The sequence below is a fragment of the Micromonospora sp. KLBMP9576 genome (assembly GCF_050941805.1).
In the GTDB taxonomy this organism is placed as follows: Bacteria; Actinomycetota; Actinomycetes; order Mycobacteriales; family Micromonosporaceae; genus Micromonospora.
Genome location: NZ_CP194567.1, coordinates 2,430,316 through 2,443,936, shown reverse-complemented (window position 1 = coordinate 2,443,936; position 13,621 = coordinate 2,430,316). Strand labels below are relative to the sequence as shown.

At 73.9% G+C, this 13,621-nt stretch carries 16 protein-coding genes and 1 riboswitch; of the genes, 1 reads left to right on the top strand and 15 read right to left on the bottom strand.

Annotated elements, in window-relative coordinates:
• Nucleotides 1–4 precede the first annotated feature (4 nt).
• From rplT to rpe, 14 genes are all read right to left on the bottom strand, one after another.
• On the bottom strand, nt 5–397 hold the full coding sequence (rplT, locus tag ACQ452_RS10955; RefSeq protein ID WP_088947486.1) for a 50S ribosomal protein L20: 393 nt from the start codon (nt 395–397) through the stop codon (nt 5–7).
• A gap of 31 nt (nt 398–428) precedes the next feature.
• On the bottom strand, nt 429–623 hold the full coding sequence (rpmI, locus tag ACQ452_RS10950) for a 50S ribosomal protein L35 (protein WP_007458415.1): 195 nt from the start codon (nt 621–623) through the stop codon (nt 429–431).
• A 19-nt stretch (nt 624–642) separates the two neighbouring features.
• The gene (gene infC, locus ACQ452_RS10945) at nt 643–1,266 is read right to left on the bottom strand and encodes a translation initiation factor IF-3 (protein ID WP_433392825.1); all 624 of its coding nucleotides are present in this window, start codon (nt 1,264–1,266) and stop codon (nt 643–645) included.
• Between the two features lie 321 nt (nt 1,267–1,587).
• Nucleotides 1,588–2,061: a PH domain-containing protein gene (locus tag ACQ452_RS10940; RefSeq protein ID WP_433392823.1), complete on the bottom strand. Its 474-nt coding sequence runs from the start codon at nt 2,059–2,061 to the stop codon at nt 1,588–1,590.
• Nucleotides 2,058–3,089 (bottom strand): DMT family transporter, encoded by a 1,032-nt coding sequence (locus ACQ452_RS10935; RefSeq protein WP_433392821.1) that lies wholly within the window; start codon nt 3,087–3,089, stop codon nt 2,058–2,060. The genes ACQ452_RS10940 and ACQ452_RS10935 overlap by 4 nt, the downstream gene beginning before the upstream one ends.
• Nucleotides 3,086–3,931 carry an ATP phosphoribosyltransferase gene (hisG, locus tag ACQ452_RS10930; RefSeq protein ID WP_433392820.1) on the bottom strand — a complete coding sequence of 282 codons (846 nt, stop codon included), beginning with the start codon at nt 3,929–3,931 and terminating at the stop codon, nt 3,086–3,088. The genes ACQ452_RS10935 and hisG overlap by 4 nt, the downstream gene beginning before the upstream one ends.
• 44 nt (nt 3,932–3,975) lie before the next feature.
• Complete coding sequence (locus tag ACQ452_RS10925) at nt 3,976–4,239, bottom strand: phosphoribosyl-ATP diphosphatase (protein WP_433392818.1); 264 nt, start codon at nt 4,237–4,239, stop codon at nt 3,976–3,978.
• A gap of 170 nt (nt 4,240–4,409) precedes the next feature.
• Nucleotides 4,410–4,907 carry a 6,7-dimethyl-8-ribityllumazine synthase gene (gene ribH / locus ACQ452_RS10920; protein WP_433392816.1) on the bottom strand — a complete coding sequence of 166 codons (498 nt, stop codon included), beginning with the start codon at nt 4,905–4,907 and terminating at the stop codon, nt 4,410–4,412.
• Nucleotides 4,908–4,909: 2 nt separating this feature from the next.
• Complete coding sequence (locus ACQ452_RS10915) at nt 4,910–6,175, bottom strand: bifunctional 3,4-dihydroxy-2-butanone-4-phosphate synthase/GTP cyclohydrolase II (protein WP_433392814.1); 1,266 nt, start codon at nt 6,173–6,175, stop codon at nt 4,910–4,912.
• A gap of 46 nt (nt 6,176–6,221) precedes the next feature.
• Nucleotides 6,222–6,911 carry a nicotinamide riboside transporter PnuC gene (gene pnuC, locus ACQ452_RS10910; RefSeq protein WP_433392812.1) on the bottom strand — a complete coding sequence of 230 codons (690 nt, stop codon included), beginning with the start codon at nt 6,909–6,911 and terminating at the stop codon, nt 6,222–6,224.
• Nucleotides 6,911–7,591, bottom strand: coding sequence for a riboflavin synthase (locus tag ACQ452_RS10905; RefSeq protein ID WP_433392810.1), 681 nt, complete (start codon nt 7,589–7,591; stop codon nt 6,911–6,913). Before ACQ452_RS10905 ends, pnuC begins: the two co-directional genes overlap by 1 nt.
• Nucleotide 7,592: 1 nt before the next feature.
• Nucleotides 7,593–8,654, bottom strand: coding sequence for a bifunctional diaminohydroxyphosphoribosylaminopyrimidine deaminase/5-amino-6-(5-phosphoribosylamino)uracil reductase RibD (gene ribD / locus ACQ452_RS10900; protein ID WP_433392808.1), 1,062 nt, complete (start codon nt 8,652–8,654; stop codon nt 7,593–7,595).
• A gap of 157 nt (nt 8,655–8,811) precedes the next feature.
• A riboswitch (FMN riboswitch) is annotated at nt 8,812–8,985 on the bottom strand.
• Between the two features lie 81 nt (nt 8,986–9,066).
• A complete protein-coding gene (locus ACQ452_RS10895) occupies nt 9,067–10,131 on the bottom strand; it encodes a GGDEF domain-containing response regulator (protein ID WP_433392806.1) in 1,065 nt (354 codons plus the stop codon).
• The gene (gene rpe / locus ACQ452_RS10890) at nt 10,025–10,705 is read right to left on the bottom strand and encodes a ribulose-phosphate 3-epimerase (protein WP_433394091.1); all 681 of its coding nucleotides are present in this window, start codon (nt 10,703–10,705) and stop codon (nt 10,025–10,027) included. Before rpe ends, ACQ452_RS10895 begins: the two co-directional genes overlap by 107 nt.
• A gap of 147 nt (nt 10,706–10,852) precedes the next feature.
• Here rpe and ACQ452_RS10885 point away from each other — a divergent pair, with 147 nt between their 5' ends.
• Nucleotides 10,853–11,746 carry a septum formation family protein gene (locus ACQ452_RS10885; RefSeq protein WP_433392805.1) on the top strand — a complete coding sequence of 298 codons (894 nt, stop codon included), beginning with the start codon at nt 10,853–10,855 and terminating at the stop codon, nt 11,744–11,746.
• 43 nt (nt 11,747–11,789) lie between these two features.
• Here ACQ452_RS10885 and ACQ452_RS10880 read toward each other — a convergent pair whose 3' ends face one another.
• On the bottom strand, nt 11,790–13,535 hold the full coding sequence (locus tag ACQ452_RS10880; protein WP_433392804.1) for a M28 family peptidase: 1,746 nt from the start codon (nt 13,533–13,535) through the stop codon (nt 11,790–11,792).
• Nucleotides 13,536–13,621: the final 86 nt, after the last annotated feature.

Sequence of the window (13,621 nt, the reverse complement as noted above, 5' to 3'; positions counted from 1 at the left end):
GAAATCAGGCGGCCTGGGCCGCCGCGCCGCCGGTGCCCTCGGCCGTGACCGCGGCCCGGGCCAGCTCGACGATCGCCGCGAAGGAGGCGGCGTCGTTGACGGCCATGTCGGCCAGGATCTTGCGGTCGACCTCGATGCCGGCCAGGCGCATGCCCTGGATCAGGCGGTTGTAGGTCATCCCGTTGGCACGGGCGCCCGCGTTGATCCGCTGGATCCACAGCTGCCGGAAGTCGCCCTTGCGGTCGCGACGGTCCCGGTAGGCGTACTGCATCGAGTGCAGTACCTGCTCCTTGGCCTTACGGTAGAGGCGCGAGCGCTGACCGCGGTATCCGCTCGCGGACTCCAGCAGCGTACGGCGCTTCTTCTGGGCGTTCACAGCCCGCTTGACGCGTGCCATCTCAACTCCTTCTTACGTCGGGTGGCGCGCGTCAGCGGCCGAGCAGCTTCTTGATGCGCTTGACATCGGCCTTGGCCAGCACGACGGTGCCGGTCAGTCGACGCGTCTGGGTGGAGGGCTTCTTCTCCAGGTTGTGCCGCAGGCCGGCCTGCTGGGCAACGATCTTGCCCTTGCCGGTCACCTTGACCCGCTTGCCCATTCCCGTGTGGCTCTTCATCTTCGGCATGTGGAACGTCTCTCCCCTGTTAGGCGCCGCTGGTGTCGGCGACCGTGCCGGTGTCACCGGCAACTGCGGGCTCGTCGACCGGTGCGCCCTCGGCGTCCCGCTCCCTCGCCCCGCCCCGGGTGGCCGTCGCGGCGACCGCGGCGGCCTTCGTGGCGCGGTGAGGCGCGAGCACCATGATCATGTTTCGGCCGTCCTGCTTGGGAGCGGCCTCGACGTACCCCAGCTCCGAGATCTCCGACTCGAGCCGGCGCAGGAGCCGGTAACCCAGCTCCGGGCGGCTCTGCTCGCGACCGCGGAACATGATCGTCACCTTGACCTTGTCGCCGGCCTTCAGGAACCGCACCACGTGACCCTTCTTGGTCTCGTAGTCGTGCGGGTCGATCTTGGGCCGGAGCTTCATCTCCTTGATGACGGTCTGCTGCTGGTTACGCCGCGCTTCGCGCGCCTTGAGTGCGCTCTCGTACTTGAACTTGCCGAAGTCCATGAGCTTGCACACCGGCGGGCGCGCCATCGGCGCAACCTCGACCAGGTCCAGGTCGACGTCCGCGGCCAGCTGAAGGGCGCGCTCCAGCGGGACGATGCCCACCTGCTCACCCTCGGGGCCGACCAGTCGGACCTCACGTGCCCGGATCTGCTCGTTCACGCGTGGTTCGACGCTGATGGGGCCTCCTCGAGTCAAAGTCTCCGTGTGGCCGACCCCGCGGCTCCCGGGTGGGAGCCGACCCGGAAAGCAGAAGGCCCCGGCACATGCCAGGGCCCGCTCGACCGGTCGGCACGATCACAGGATCGCGCACCCGGCACCGGGACATGCCCGGAACCGGTGACCGGACCCGGCCACCGTAGCGGCGACTCGGGTGGGAGCAGGCGCTCCTCTTTCATGGCCATCTACGTGCACGCACGGACAGCCTGGTCGACTACGCCACACTACACCCCCGCCTCACCGCCCTCAAACCGGGTGGGCAGGTCAGCGGCCGGAGGCGCCCTCGGCGAGCCGGGCCAGATGCGCCTGGTGCAGCCGGCGCAGGGCACGGACCCCCTCGACGGCCCGCTCCTTGTCGGCGGCCTGCAGGGCGATCATCGGCAGCAGGTCGTCGTCGTACAGCTCCAGGCTGGCCCACGGGGCGCCCCGGTCGAAGCGGACCCCCCGGACGACCTCCCACGGCAGCTCGTACGAGCCGACGAGGTTGCGCACCCGCACCCCGCGCACGTCCGCCTCCACCCGGGGGCGGGTGAAGATCAGCAGAACGAGCGCCCCGAGCGCGCCGAGGCCCACCATCGCGATCTGGTCGCCCCGCTGGAAACTGCCGTAGCCGTTGCCGGTCGCGCCGGTCAGCGAGGTCGCCACCAGGGCGAACACCACGAACAGGACAGCAGCGGAGGTCCAGCAGACCGCCCGGATGCGGTGCGGACGGAGCTGGACGAACTCGATGTCGCTCACCCGACCAGTCTGCCACCCGCTCCCGGCCGGTCCCGCTGCGCCACACGTTTCGCAGCGCCGGGGGCCGCCCGGGACCCCGCCGCCGGCGAACCCCGACCGGCGACGAGGGCGGCGGCCAGGGTGAGCAGCGCCCCGGCGAGCACCGGCAGCCGCAGGCCGGGGCCGCCCGGCAGCACCGCGTCCAGCAGCAGGGCGCCGCCCAACTGCCCGGAGACCAGGGCGAGCCCGGTCCGCAGCACCCCGACGACCGGAACCGCGACCAGCAGGGCCGCCACGATGACCACGCCGAGCAGCCCACCGACGTAGAGGTACCAGTCGGGGGGCCAGGTCGCGGCCGGTCCGGTGAACGCGCCGGCCAGCGCCGCGACCAGCAGCACGACCGGCGTCGCCGTGGCGAAGTTGACCACCATCCCCGCGGCGGCGGAACCGGCGGCGGCGACCCGCGCGTTCAGCGCGGACTGCAACGCGACGCCCAGCCCGCCGGCCACGGCCAGCAGGACCAGGCCGAGGGCGAGCTCCCCGACGGGCTGGCCGAGCTGGGCCAGCGCCACGGCGGCCACCCCGAGCAGCGCCCCGGCCACCCGGGCCCGGGTGAGTGCCAGCCGCCCGGTCGGGGCCAGCCCGGCCCGGTCCGCGGCCAGCCCGCCCAGGCTGCCCCCGGCGACCTGGGCGATGGTGAAGACCGCCACCCCGAGCACCGGCACGACGTACGCGCCGAGCAGCACGATGGCCGCGCCACCGAGCCCGCCCAGGTACGCCCACCAGGGCAGCCCGGCCCGGCGCAGCGCCCGCAGGCCCGTACGCGCCGACGGCAGCGCCAGCGCGCCGAGGCCCACCAGCAGCGCCCCGCCGAGGTTGTTGACCACCGCGCCCAGCGTGGCGTTGCCGGCCCGCTCACCCAGCTCCGCGTTGGCCGCGCCCTGCGCCGCCGAGGCGACGCCGGCGAGGGTGACCACGCCCAGCGCCACCCAGGGCGGCAGGCCGCGCCCTGCCGGGACCGGGGTGCCCGCCCCGGGCCGGTGGTTCACAACCGGCAGGCGTGGATGTTGGTGACGAGGATGGCGCGGGCGCCGAGGTCGTACAGCTCATCCATGATCCGGTGCACGTCGTCGCTGAGCACCATCGCCTGCACCGCCACCCAGCCCTCGCGGTGCAGCGGCGAGACGGTCGGCGACTCGATGCCGGGGGTCAGCGAGCTGGCCCGGTCGAGCAGGCCGGCCGGCACGTCGTAGGCGAGCATCACGTAGCGGCGGGCGACCAGCACGCCCTGCAGCCGACGCAGCAGCTGCGCGGCCCGTGGGTCGGCCGGGGCGGCGGCGCGACGGACCAGCACCGCCGAGGAGCGCAGCAGCGGCTCGCCGAAGACCACCAGCCCCGCCTGGCGCAGCGTGGTGCCGGTCTCGACGACGTCGGCGACGACGTCGGCGACACCGAGCCGGATGGCGTTCTCCACCGCGCCGTCGAGGCGGATCACCTCGGCCTCGACGCCCAGCTCAGCGAGGTGCCGCCGGACCAGCCCCGGGTACGCGGTGGCGATCCGGTGCCCGCCCAGCTCGCGTACGTCGTCGACGTCCTCGGGGCGGGCGGCGAAGCGGAAGGTGGCCCGCCCGAAGTCGAGGTCCACCACCTCCTCGGCCGGCGCCCCGGAGTCGATCAGCAGGTCACGGCCGGTGACGCCGATGTCGAGGTCGCCGGAGCCGACGTAGGTGGCGATGTCCTTCGGGCGCAGGTAGAAGAACTCGACGGCGTTGGACTCGTCCCGGCAGACCAGGTCCTTCGGATCGGTGCGCTGGCGGTAGCCCGCCTCGCGCAGCATCTGGGCGGCCTTCTCGGCCAGGGCCCCCTTGTTGGGTACGGCGACACGCAGCATGACGGAGTGCTCCTTCGATCGATTCTGATCAACGACGGGCGCACTCAGAGATGTCGGTAGACGTCCTTCAGGTCGAGACCGCTGGCGAGCATCAGCACCTGGATCTGGTAGAGCAGCTGGGAGATCTCCTCGGCGGTGCGCTCCGGCCCCTCGTGCTCGGCGGCCATCCACGACTCGGCCGCCTCCTCGACGACCTTCTTGCCGATGAAGTGCACGCCCTTCTCGAGCGCGGCGACCGTGCCCGAGCCGGGGGTGCCCGCGGCGGCCTTGGCCTGCAGCTCGGCGAACAACTCCTCGAACGTCTTCACGCCGCGATTGTTCCAGCCGCCCCGACGGCCCCCGTGCGCCGGGTCTGACTCGGCGCACGGGCCGGCCCGCAGGCCCCGGCGCGGGCGCGCGGGCCTGCGGGTCCGCGGGGCGGGCGCGGGCGCGCGGGCCTGCGGGTCCGCGGGGCGGGCGCGGGTGTGCGCGCGCCGGGTCAGCCGCCGAAGCCGACCCGCTGGGCGTTGCTGGCGAGGGCGCGGATGGCCAGGGCCGCGTCGAGGGCGGCGACGGTGGCCGACCAGCCCTTGTCCTCCGCCGAGCCCGGCAGCCCGGCGCGGTCCCGGGCCTGCGCGAGGGTGTCGACGGTGAGGACGCCGTGCGCGACGGGCTTGCCCTCGTCCAGCGCCACCCGGGTCAGCCCGTCGGTGACGGAGCGGCAGACGTAGTCGAAGTGGGCCGTGGACCCGCGGACCACCACGCCGAGCGCGACCACCACGTCGCAGCGCCGGGCGAGTGCCTGCGCCACCACGGGCAGCTCGACCGAGCCGGCCACCCGGGCGGTGACCGCCCGCGCCCCGCACGCCTCGGCGGCGGCGACCGCCCGGTCGAGCATGTGGTCGGTGAGTTCGCCGTGCCACCGCGCGGCGACCACGCCGACGGTCATCCCGGCGGCGTCGACCGCCGTCACGCCCGGTTCCCCGAAACCCGCCACGTCTACGCTCCGATCTCGTCGCCGGGGACCGGCCGGCCCATCGGGGCCTCGGTCACCTCGTCCAGGTCCTCCAGCAGGTGTCCCATCCGGTCCCGCTTGGTGCGCAGGTAGCGCACGTTCTCCGGGTGCGGGCGCACCGGCAGCCCCTCGCGGCCGGTGACGGTCAGCCCGTAGCCCTCCAGGCCGGCGCGCTTGGCCGGATTGTTGGTCAGCAGCCGCATCGAACGCACCCCGAGGTCGTAGAGGATCTGCGCGCCGGTGCCGTAGTCGCGGGCGTCGGCCGGCAGGCCCAGGTCGAGGTTCGCGTCGACCGTGTCGCGGCCCTCGTCCTGGAGCTGGTACGCCTGCAACTTGTGCAGCAGCCCGATGCCGCGTCCCTCGTGCCCGCGCACGTAGAGCACCACGCCGCGGCCCTCCCGGGCGACCCGGTCCAGCGCGGCGTCGAGCTGTGGGCCGCAGTCGCAGCGCACCGAGCCGAACACGTCCCCGGTGAGGCACTCGGAGTGCACCCGCACCAGCACGTCCCGCCCGTCGCCGATCTCACCCGCCACCAGGGCGATGTGTTCGGCCGAGTCGTGCTCACTGCGGTAGCCCAGCGCCCGGAACACGCCGTGGCGGGTGGGCATCCGGGTGTCGGCGACCCGCTCGACCTGCTTCTCGGTCCGCCGCCGGTACGCCACCAGGTCGGCGATGGTGATCAGGGTCAGCGAGTGCTCGGCGCAGAACTTCTCCAGGTCGGGCACCCGCATCATCGTGCCGTCGTCGTTGACCAGCTCGCAGAGCACGCCGGCGGGGCGCAGCCCCGCCAGCCGGGTCAGGTCGATCGCCGCCTCGGTGTGCCCGGGCCGGCGCAGCACGCCGCCCGCGCGGGCGCGCAGCGGCACCACGTGCCCGGGTCGGGCCAGGTCGGCCGGGCCGGTGCCGGGGTCGGCGAGCAGCCGGATGGTGTGCGCCCGGTCGGCGGCGGAGATGCCGGTGCTGATCCCCTCCCGGGCGTCCACGGTCACCGTGTAGGCGGTGCCGCGCCGGTCCTGGTTGGTGTGGTGCTGCGGCGGCAGGTCCAGCCGGTCGCACTCGCTCTCGGTCAGCGGCGCGCAGATGTAGCCGGACGTGTGCCGCACCATGAACGCGAGCAGCTCCGGCGTCGCCAGCGCGGCGGCGAAGATCAGGTCTCCCTCGTTCTCCCGGTCGGCGTCGTCGACCACGACGACGGGCCGGCCGGCGGCGATGTCCGCCACCGCCTGCTCGATGCTCGCGAAGGTGGTCACGCCGGCGCTCCGCTCCGCCGCGTGCCGCGCCTGCTGGTTCGCTCGCTCATGCCACGGCCTCCGAGTAGGTCGACGGGATCGGGGCGGGCGCCGGACGGGCGGCCCGCGAGGTGCGCCACCAGGCGGCGAGGCCCCAGGCGCAGAAGGCGCCGTAGACCAGGTACATGGCGGCCGAGGGATAGAACCCGCCGCGCAGCAGCAGCGGCACGCCGACCGCGTCGACGGCGATCCAGATCAGCCAGAAGTCCACCCAGCCACGGGCCATGCCGTAGGTGGCCAGCAGGCTGCCGGTGAGGATCCAGGCGTCCGGCAGCGGCCCCCAGGAGCCCAGGGCGGCGAGCACCGGGTACGCGGCGGCGGTGCCGAGCCCGGCCGCCACCAGCAGGCCGAGGCGTTCCCGCCCGGTGGCCCAGCGCGGCGCCACCGCCACCCCGTCGCCGTGGCGGCGCTGGCGCGACCAGCGCCACCAGCCGTAGACGCTGACCGAGAAGAAGAAGACCTGCCGGCCGGCCTGCCCGTAGAGGTCGTGCGCCTGCGGGGTGGCGAAGACGCCACCCAGGAAGACGGTGAACAGCAGCGCGTTGCCGACCATGCCGACGGGCCAGGCCCAGACGAGGCGGCGCACGCCGAACATGGCGGAGGCCAGCCCGAAGCCGTTGCCGACGACCTCCCGCAGGAGCACCGGCGAACCGGCGACGCTCACCTGGGCGTCGAGCAGCCAGCCGAGGGGGCCCATCAGGCCGCCTCCGTCGCGGCGGCGTCCGCAGGGCCCGCCTCCGGCGCTTGCCAGAGCGGGTCGGCGGGGTCGGCCCCCGGGTCGGCGAGCCGCGCGTCCAGCAGCCGCTCGACGTACTTGGCGAGCACGTCCACCTCCAGGTTGACGGGGTCGCCGACGCGCCGGGCGCCGAGGGTGGTCAGCTTCAGCGTGGTCGGGATCAGCCCCACCGCGAACCAGTCCTGGCCGACGCCGGAGACGGTCAGCGAGACGCCGTCGACGGTGATCGAGCCCTTCTGCACCACGTACCGGGCCAGGGCGGCGGGCAGCCGGAACCGGACGGTCTCCCACTGCGCGGCCGGCTCCCGGGCGAGCACCTCGCCGACGCCGTCGACGTGGCCCTGCACGAGGTGCCCGCCGAGGCGGCTGCCCAGGGTGGCGGCCCGCTCCAGGTTGACCGGGTCGCCGGCGCGCAGCGCGCCCAGCGCGCTGCGGCGCAGCGTCTCCCCCATCACGTCCGCGGTGAAGGTCCCGGCGGAGACGTCGACCACGGTCAGGCAGACGCCGTTGACCGCGATCGAGTCGCCGTGCCGGGCGTCGGAGGTGACCAGCGGGCCGCGGACCGCGACCAGCGCGGAGTCACCCGCCGTCTGCGTGATCCCGACGACCTCACCCAACTCCTCGACGATGCCGGTGAACATGTCAGCCCTCCCTCTTGCGGGGCAGCGCGGTGATCCGCAGGTCGGGGCCGACCTGCGTGACGTCGACGAACTCCAGGTCGATGGCCTCGGCGATGGTGCCCACCCCGGCGTCGAGCAGGGCGGTCGGGCCGGCGCCGAGCAGCCGGGGCGCGACGTAGCCGACGATCTTGTCGATCAGGCCGGCGGCCAGGAAGGCGCCGGCCAGTCTCGGGCCGCCCTCCAGCAGCGCGGCGCGCACCCCGCGCCCGTGCAGCGCGGCGAGCAGCGCCGGCAGGTCGACGCGGCCGTCGGGCCCGGCGCCGACCTCCGCCGCGGTGGCGATCCACGTGCGGGCCGCGCCGTCGCGGACCCGGGCCCCGGCCGGCGTACGCCCCGTCGAGTCCACCACCACGCGCAGCGGCTGCCGGATGGCGAGGGAGCCGTCACGCAGGTTGCGGGCGGTGAGCCGGGGGTCGTCGACGAGCACCGTGCCCACCCCGGCGAGCACCGCGTCGACGGTGCCGCGCAGCGCGTGCACGTCCATCCGGGCGGCCTCGGAGGTGATCCACATGCTGGTGCCGTCGGCCGCCGCCGACCGGCCGTCCAGGGTCGCCGCGAACTTCCAGATCACGTACGGCCAGCCCCGGCGCATCGAGGTGAGCCAGGCGATGTTGCCGGCCTCCGCCTCGCCCGCGCGTACCCCCGTGTCGACCTGGACCCCGGCGGCGCGCAGCGTGGCGGCGCCCCCGGTGGCGAGCGGGTTGGGGTCGGGCACGGCGATGACCACCCGGGCGACGCCGGCCCGGACGAGCGCGGTGCTGCACGGGCCGGTGCGGCCGGTGTGGTCGCAGGGCTCCAGGGTGACCACGGCGGTGCCGCCGCGGGCCCGCTCCCCCGCCTGGGCGAGCGCGACGATCTCGGCGTGCGGTCCGCCGGCGTAGGCGTGGAACCCCTCGCCAACCACCTGCCCGGCGGCGTCGAGCAGCACGCAGCCGACCACCGGGTTGGGGCTGGTCGTGCCGAGACCACGCGCGGCGAGTTCGACCGCGCGGCGCATCGCCTCGTCGACGGAGACGCCGGACATGCCCTGCCCTCTCACTCGCCGGTCGACGCGCGGCGGCACGGGAGGCAACGGCACAGGCCGCGAGCGGGCGGCGGCGGATGTCCGGGTACGGCACGGCCGCCCCCGGGGGCGCGCACGACACGCTGAAGCCAGCGGTCGGGCAGGGCCCTTCCGTCCCGCGCGCTGTCTCCCATCCGGACTGTCTGGGGGCGGGGTCTCCCGCTCCCAACCGTCGGCCCCGGATTCTCACCAGGTCCACCGGGCGGCACGAGGCCGACCGGGTCGCGGGCTTACCACGGTCACGCCGTGGATCACCGCCGGTTCGGAATTACACCGAGTCCCGCCAGCGCGTGGTGGGTACACGGGCAGTCTTACACGCCACACGGGGGGTGGCGCCAGCCGGGCGAGGTACTTCACAGCAACTGCGCACGAATCAGGTGACCCCGCGCCGCCGGTCCACCGCCACGTACGAGCCGGGTTGGCTCTTGGCCACCGTCTTCATCTCGGAGGCGACCGCGATCGCCTCCAGGGGGTCGGTGAAGCGCTTGCCGGAGTCGGAGAGGGAGACGCCGATCGAGAGGGTGACCAGGGCGGCCCGCCGGATGTTGCCCCGGCGGTCCTTCAGCTCCACGTAGCCGCGCGCGGCGTCGACCGGGTCGTAGAGCGAGTCGGCGGCCTTCTCGAAGTCCGCGGAGACCCGGGAGGTGAGCGGCCGGACCTGCTCCGGGGCGCAGACGATGACGAAGTCGTCGCCGCCGACGTGGCCCAGGAAGGCCGGCGGCAGCCCCACCGAGACCACCGCCCGGTGCAGGCTGCGGGCCAGGGCCGAGATGAAGTCGTCGCCGCGGACGAAGCCGTACCGGTCGTTGACGCTCTTGAACCGGTCGATGTCGATGTAGCCGACGGCGTAGTCGACGCCGTTGCGGACCCGGTCGGCGATCTCCCGCCGGATCCGGCTGTTGCCGGGCAGCCCGGTCAGCGGGGAGACCTCCCGGAACTCCTTGTTGCGCCGCAGCGTGGAGCTGACCCGGGCGACCAGCTCGGCGGTGTCGAAGGGCTTGACCAGGTAGTCGTCGGCGCCGGCGCTGAGCCCGTGCACCTTGTCGACGGTCATGCCCTTGGCGGTCAACATGATCACCGGCAGGGCCGAGGTCATCGGATCGGCGCGCAGCCGCCGGGTCAGCTCCAGCCCGTCGACGCGCGGCATCATCAGGTCGACCACCGCCAGGTCGGGCCGCTGCCGCTCGATCACCTCGAGCGCCTCCTGCCCGTCGCTGGCGTGGATCACGTCGAAACCGTGCAGGCGGAGGTTGAACCCGACGAAACGCGCGATGTCCTCGTCGTCGTCGACGACGAGAATGACGTCCTTGCGGTCGTCGGCCGGCTCCACGTCAGGCCCCGGGGGCGGCGCGCTCCGCGAGTGCCCGTAGCTTCCGGACGGCCTCGGCGGGGTCGTCGGCGCCGTAGACGGCGGTGCCGGCGACGAAGGCGTCGGCACCGGCCGCGGCGGCCTGCTCGATGGTGTCGGCGGCGATCCCGCCGTCGACCTCGATGCGCAGCTCGAGGTGGCCGGCGTTGACGTGCCGGCGGGCCGTACGCACCTTGTCCAGCAGCTGCGGGACGAACCGCTGCCCACCGAAACCGGCCTTGATGGTCATGATCAGCAACGTGTCGAAGCTCGGCAGCAGCTCCAGGTACGGCTCGATCGGGGTGTCCCGGTCGATCGCCAGCCCCGCCTTGGCCCCCGCGGAGCGCAGGTCCTTGGCCAGGGCCACCGGGTCGTCGCACGCCTCGGCGTGGAACGTGACGTTGTAGGCCCCGGCGTCGGCGTACCCGGGCGCCCACCGGCGCGGATCCTCGATCATCAGGTGCACGTCGAAGGGCAGTTCGGTGGCGGCCCGCAGGCTCTGCACCACGGGCAGCCCGATGGTCAGGTTGGGCACGAAGTGGTTGTCCATGACATCCACGTGCAACCAGTCCGCGGCGCCCTCGACGGCGCGGACTTCCTCGGCGAGTCGGGCGAAGTCGGCGGCGAGGATGCTGGGCGCGACGATCGGCGGCGGTACGGTCACGGTCACCGGGCCAGTGTACGAACGCGGACGGCGACCGCGGACGGCGGTGGTGTCGTATGCTGCCGCACCGGGTCCGGCTGCCGCCGCGCCGGCGGGACCGCCGCGCCGACAGCCCCGGGCGCGGCCCACGGACGGCGGGAGGTCGGGATGCGACGGTGGTTCACGGCGGCCACGGTGGGCGCGGTGACGGCCCTGGCGCTCGCCGGCTGCGGCGCCGCCCCGGCCGGCACCGACCGCGACCTGACCGACGACTGGCCGGCACCCGCCGCGCCGCGGGCCTTCGTCCCCGCTGCCGGGGTCTGCCACAGCACGGTGCAGGACGTCGGCTACCTCGCCGCCTACCAGCCCGTGGACTGCGCCCTGCCGCACCGCACGGAGACGGCGCACGTCGGCGTGCTGAGCGGAGCGGCGGCGCGACCTGGCACGCCCCCGCCCGCCGGTTCCGCCGGCATGCGCGCCGCCCGCGCCGAGTGCGACGCGAAGGTCGAGGAGACGCTGGGCGGCGACTGGCGTACCGGGCGTCTCGGGCTGGGCGTGGTGCTGCCGTCGCCGCGGGCGTGGGGCGGCGGCGCCCGCTGGTTCCGCTGCGACCTCAGCGAACAGACCAGCCTCGACGAGGCCGCCCCGAAGACCCGCACGGGCAGCCTGAAGGGCGCGCTGAGCGGCGCCGCCCCGCTCGCCCACCGCTGCTTCGACCCGCGGATGCGCTCCGACGACGTGCAGGACATGGTGCCGGTGGCCTGCACCAGCAGGCACCGCGCCGAGTTCGTCGGCGTCTGGCGGTCCCCCGACACCAGCTACGACACCTTCAGCCGTGACAACCGCAAGGTGCACCGGGCCTGCCGGACGCTGATCGCGAGGTACGCGAAGGTGCCGGACGACGGCAACCTCCAGTACCGGGCCGGCTCGATCTTCTACCACCCGTACGAGCGGGAGTGGCGCGACGGCAACCGGGGCGTGCAGTGCTTCCTCTGGGTCAGCGACCGACACCTCACGAGGTCGGTCAAGGGCGCCGGCACGAAGGGCCTGCCGGTCACCTGAGCGGGGCGGCCAGCACGGCTGACCGCCCCGACCCGGCTGGCGCCTAGCTGGCCTGCAGGGTGACGTCGTCGACGACGAAGCTGGTCTGCAACGAGGAGTCCTCCGTGCCGGTGAACGTCACCGTCACCGTCTGCCCCGCGTACCCCGCCACGTTGAACGAGCGCTGCGCGTAGCCCGCCGCCGCGTTCAGGTTCGAGTACGTCGCGAGCGTCGTCGTGCCCAGCTGCACCACGAGCCGGTCGTAGATCCGGCTCGACGTCGTCTCCGCCGTGTCGATGTGCAACCAGAACGACAGCGTGTAGGAGGCACAACCCGCCGGGATCGTCACCGACTGCGACAACGTCTCCGTACGCGTCGAGCCGTTGCCCGCCAGCCACGCCTTGTACGTGCCCGTGCGCGCCGGCTGGGCGCTGCTGTTGGTGATGACGCCCGTCGACGCCGTCCACGGCGCCGTCCCGCTCTCGAACCCACCGTTGCCGATCACCTGGCCGCCCGCGCAGCCGCCGGTCGAGCCGACGGTCAGCGTGTAGCTGGCGGAGCGCGACAGCCCGCCGGAGCCCGCGCCGGTGACCGTGACGGTGAAGGTGCCCACCGGGGCCGACGCCGACGCGCTCACCGTCATGGTGGCGGAGCCGCCGGAGGTGACCGACGACGGGCTGAACGACACGGTCACCCCGGCCGGCGCGCCGCTGGCCGACAGGCCGACCGTCTGGGCGGTGCCGCCGGTGGTGGCGGTGCTCACCGTCGCCGTGGTCGACGCGCCCCGCTGCACCGAGCCCGACGCGGGGCTCACCGCGACCGAGAAGTCGTTGGTGGCCGTGCCCACGGCGGTCTGCCAGATGGCGTACGCGATCCCGTCGGCGCTGCGGTTGAGCACCGTGGCGCTGACGTTCGAGGTGGTGTCGCAGGCCCGGTGGTAGCACGGGTCGTACGCCGAGCCGGACGTGCCGCCCCACTTGGTGGCCTGCGCCGCGGTCTTGCGGGCGCTGGCGCCCGAGGCGTACCCGGAGGTCTGGATGCCGGCCTGCGCGAACGGGTAGTCGTCGGAGCGGCCCTGGCCCTCGACGTTCTCCTCCGGCTGGATGTTCAGCGAGTCCCAGTACGCCTTCAGCGGCGCGGCGGTGGCCGAGGTGATCCGGTTGATGAAGTAGCCGCCGTTGACGGAGCCGATCATGTCGAAGTTGTAGTAGCCCTTGATGTAGCCCCGCTGGGCGGTGGTGAGGGAACGGACGTAGAAGTCCGAGCCGTTGAGGCCCTGCTCCTCGTCGGTCCACCAGGCGAAGCGGACCCGCTTGGACATGGTCGGGTTCTGCTGGGCCAGCACCAGCGCGTTCTCCAGCAGCGCCGACGAGCCGGAGGCGTTGTCGTTCATGCCCGGTCCGGCGGAGACGCCGTCGAGGTGCGAGCCGAACATGACGACCTGGTCGGCGGGGCCGCCCGGCCACTCGGCGATCAGGTTGTTCGACCGGTACGTGCAGTCGGTGCAGACCTGCTCGGTGACCGTGTACCCGGCGGCCTGGAGCTTCGTCTTGACGTACGCGACGGAGGCCGTGTAGCCGGCGCTGCCGGCCCGACGGTTGCCGCCGTTCTGGGTGGCGATGGTCTGCAGCTGCGTGAGGTGGCCCTGGACGTTCGCCACCGCGATGTCCGGCGCGGCCAGGGACTGCGCGGCCGGCGCGGGTGCGGCGGCGGACCCCGCCGGTGTGGCCGACGCCGGCACGCCGGCCAGCGTCGCCGCGCCGGTGAGCACGGCCAACGCGACGCCGGCGGTCAGGACTCTTCGTTTCATGGACGCTCCTCGATAAAGGGGGACGCCTGATGATGCCATCCAGGAACGCGAATGGGCGAGCACGAAGAGGATTCGATCTACGCCGG

Coding starts and splice junctions, on each gene's coding strand:
- rpmI (WP_007458415.1), bottom strand. CDS start 623: ATGCCGAAGATGAAGAGCCACACGGGAATGGGCAAGCGGGTCAAGGTG.
- ACQ452_RS10885 (WP_433392805.1), top strand. CDS start 10,853: ATGCGACGGTGGTTCACGGCGGCCACGGTGGGCGCGGTGACGGCCCTG.
- rplT (WP_088947486.1), bottom strand. CDS start 397: ATGGCACGCGTCAAGCGGGCTGTGAACGCCCAGAAGAAGCGCCGTACG.
- ribD (WP_433392808.1), bottom strand. CDS start 8,654: ATGTCCGGCGTCTCCGTCGACGAGGCGATGCGCCGCGCGGTCGAACTC.
- ACQ452_RS10905 (WP_433392810.1), bottom strand. CDS start 7,591: ATGTTCACCGGCATCGTCGAGGAGTTGGGTGAGGTCGTCGGGATCACG.
- ACQ452_RS10880 (WP_433392804.1), bottom strand. CDS start 13,535: ATGAAACGAAGAGTCCTGACCGCCGGCGTCGCGTTGGCCGTGCTCACC.
- pnuC (WP_433392812.1), bottom strand. CDS start 6,911: ATGGGCCCCCTCGGCTGGCTGCTCGACGCCCAGGTGAGCGTCGCCGGT.
- hisG (WP_433392820.1), bottom strand. CDS start 3,931: ATGCTGCGTGTCGCCGTACCCAACAAGGGGGCCCTGGCCGAGAAGGCC.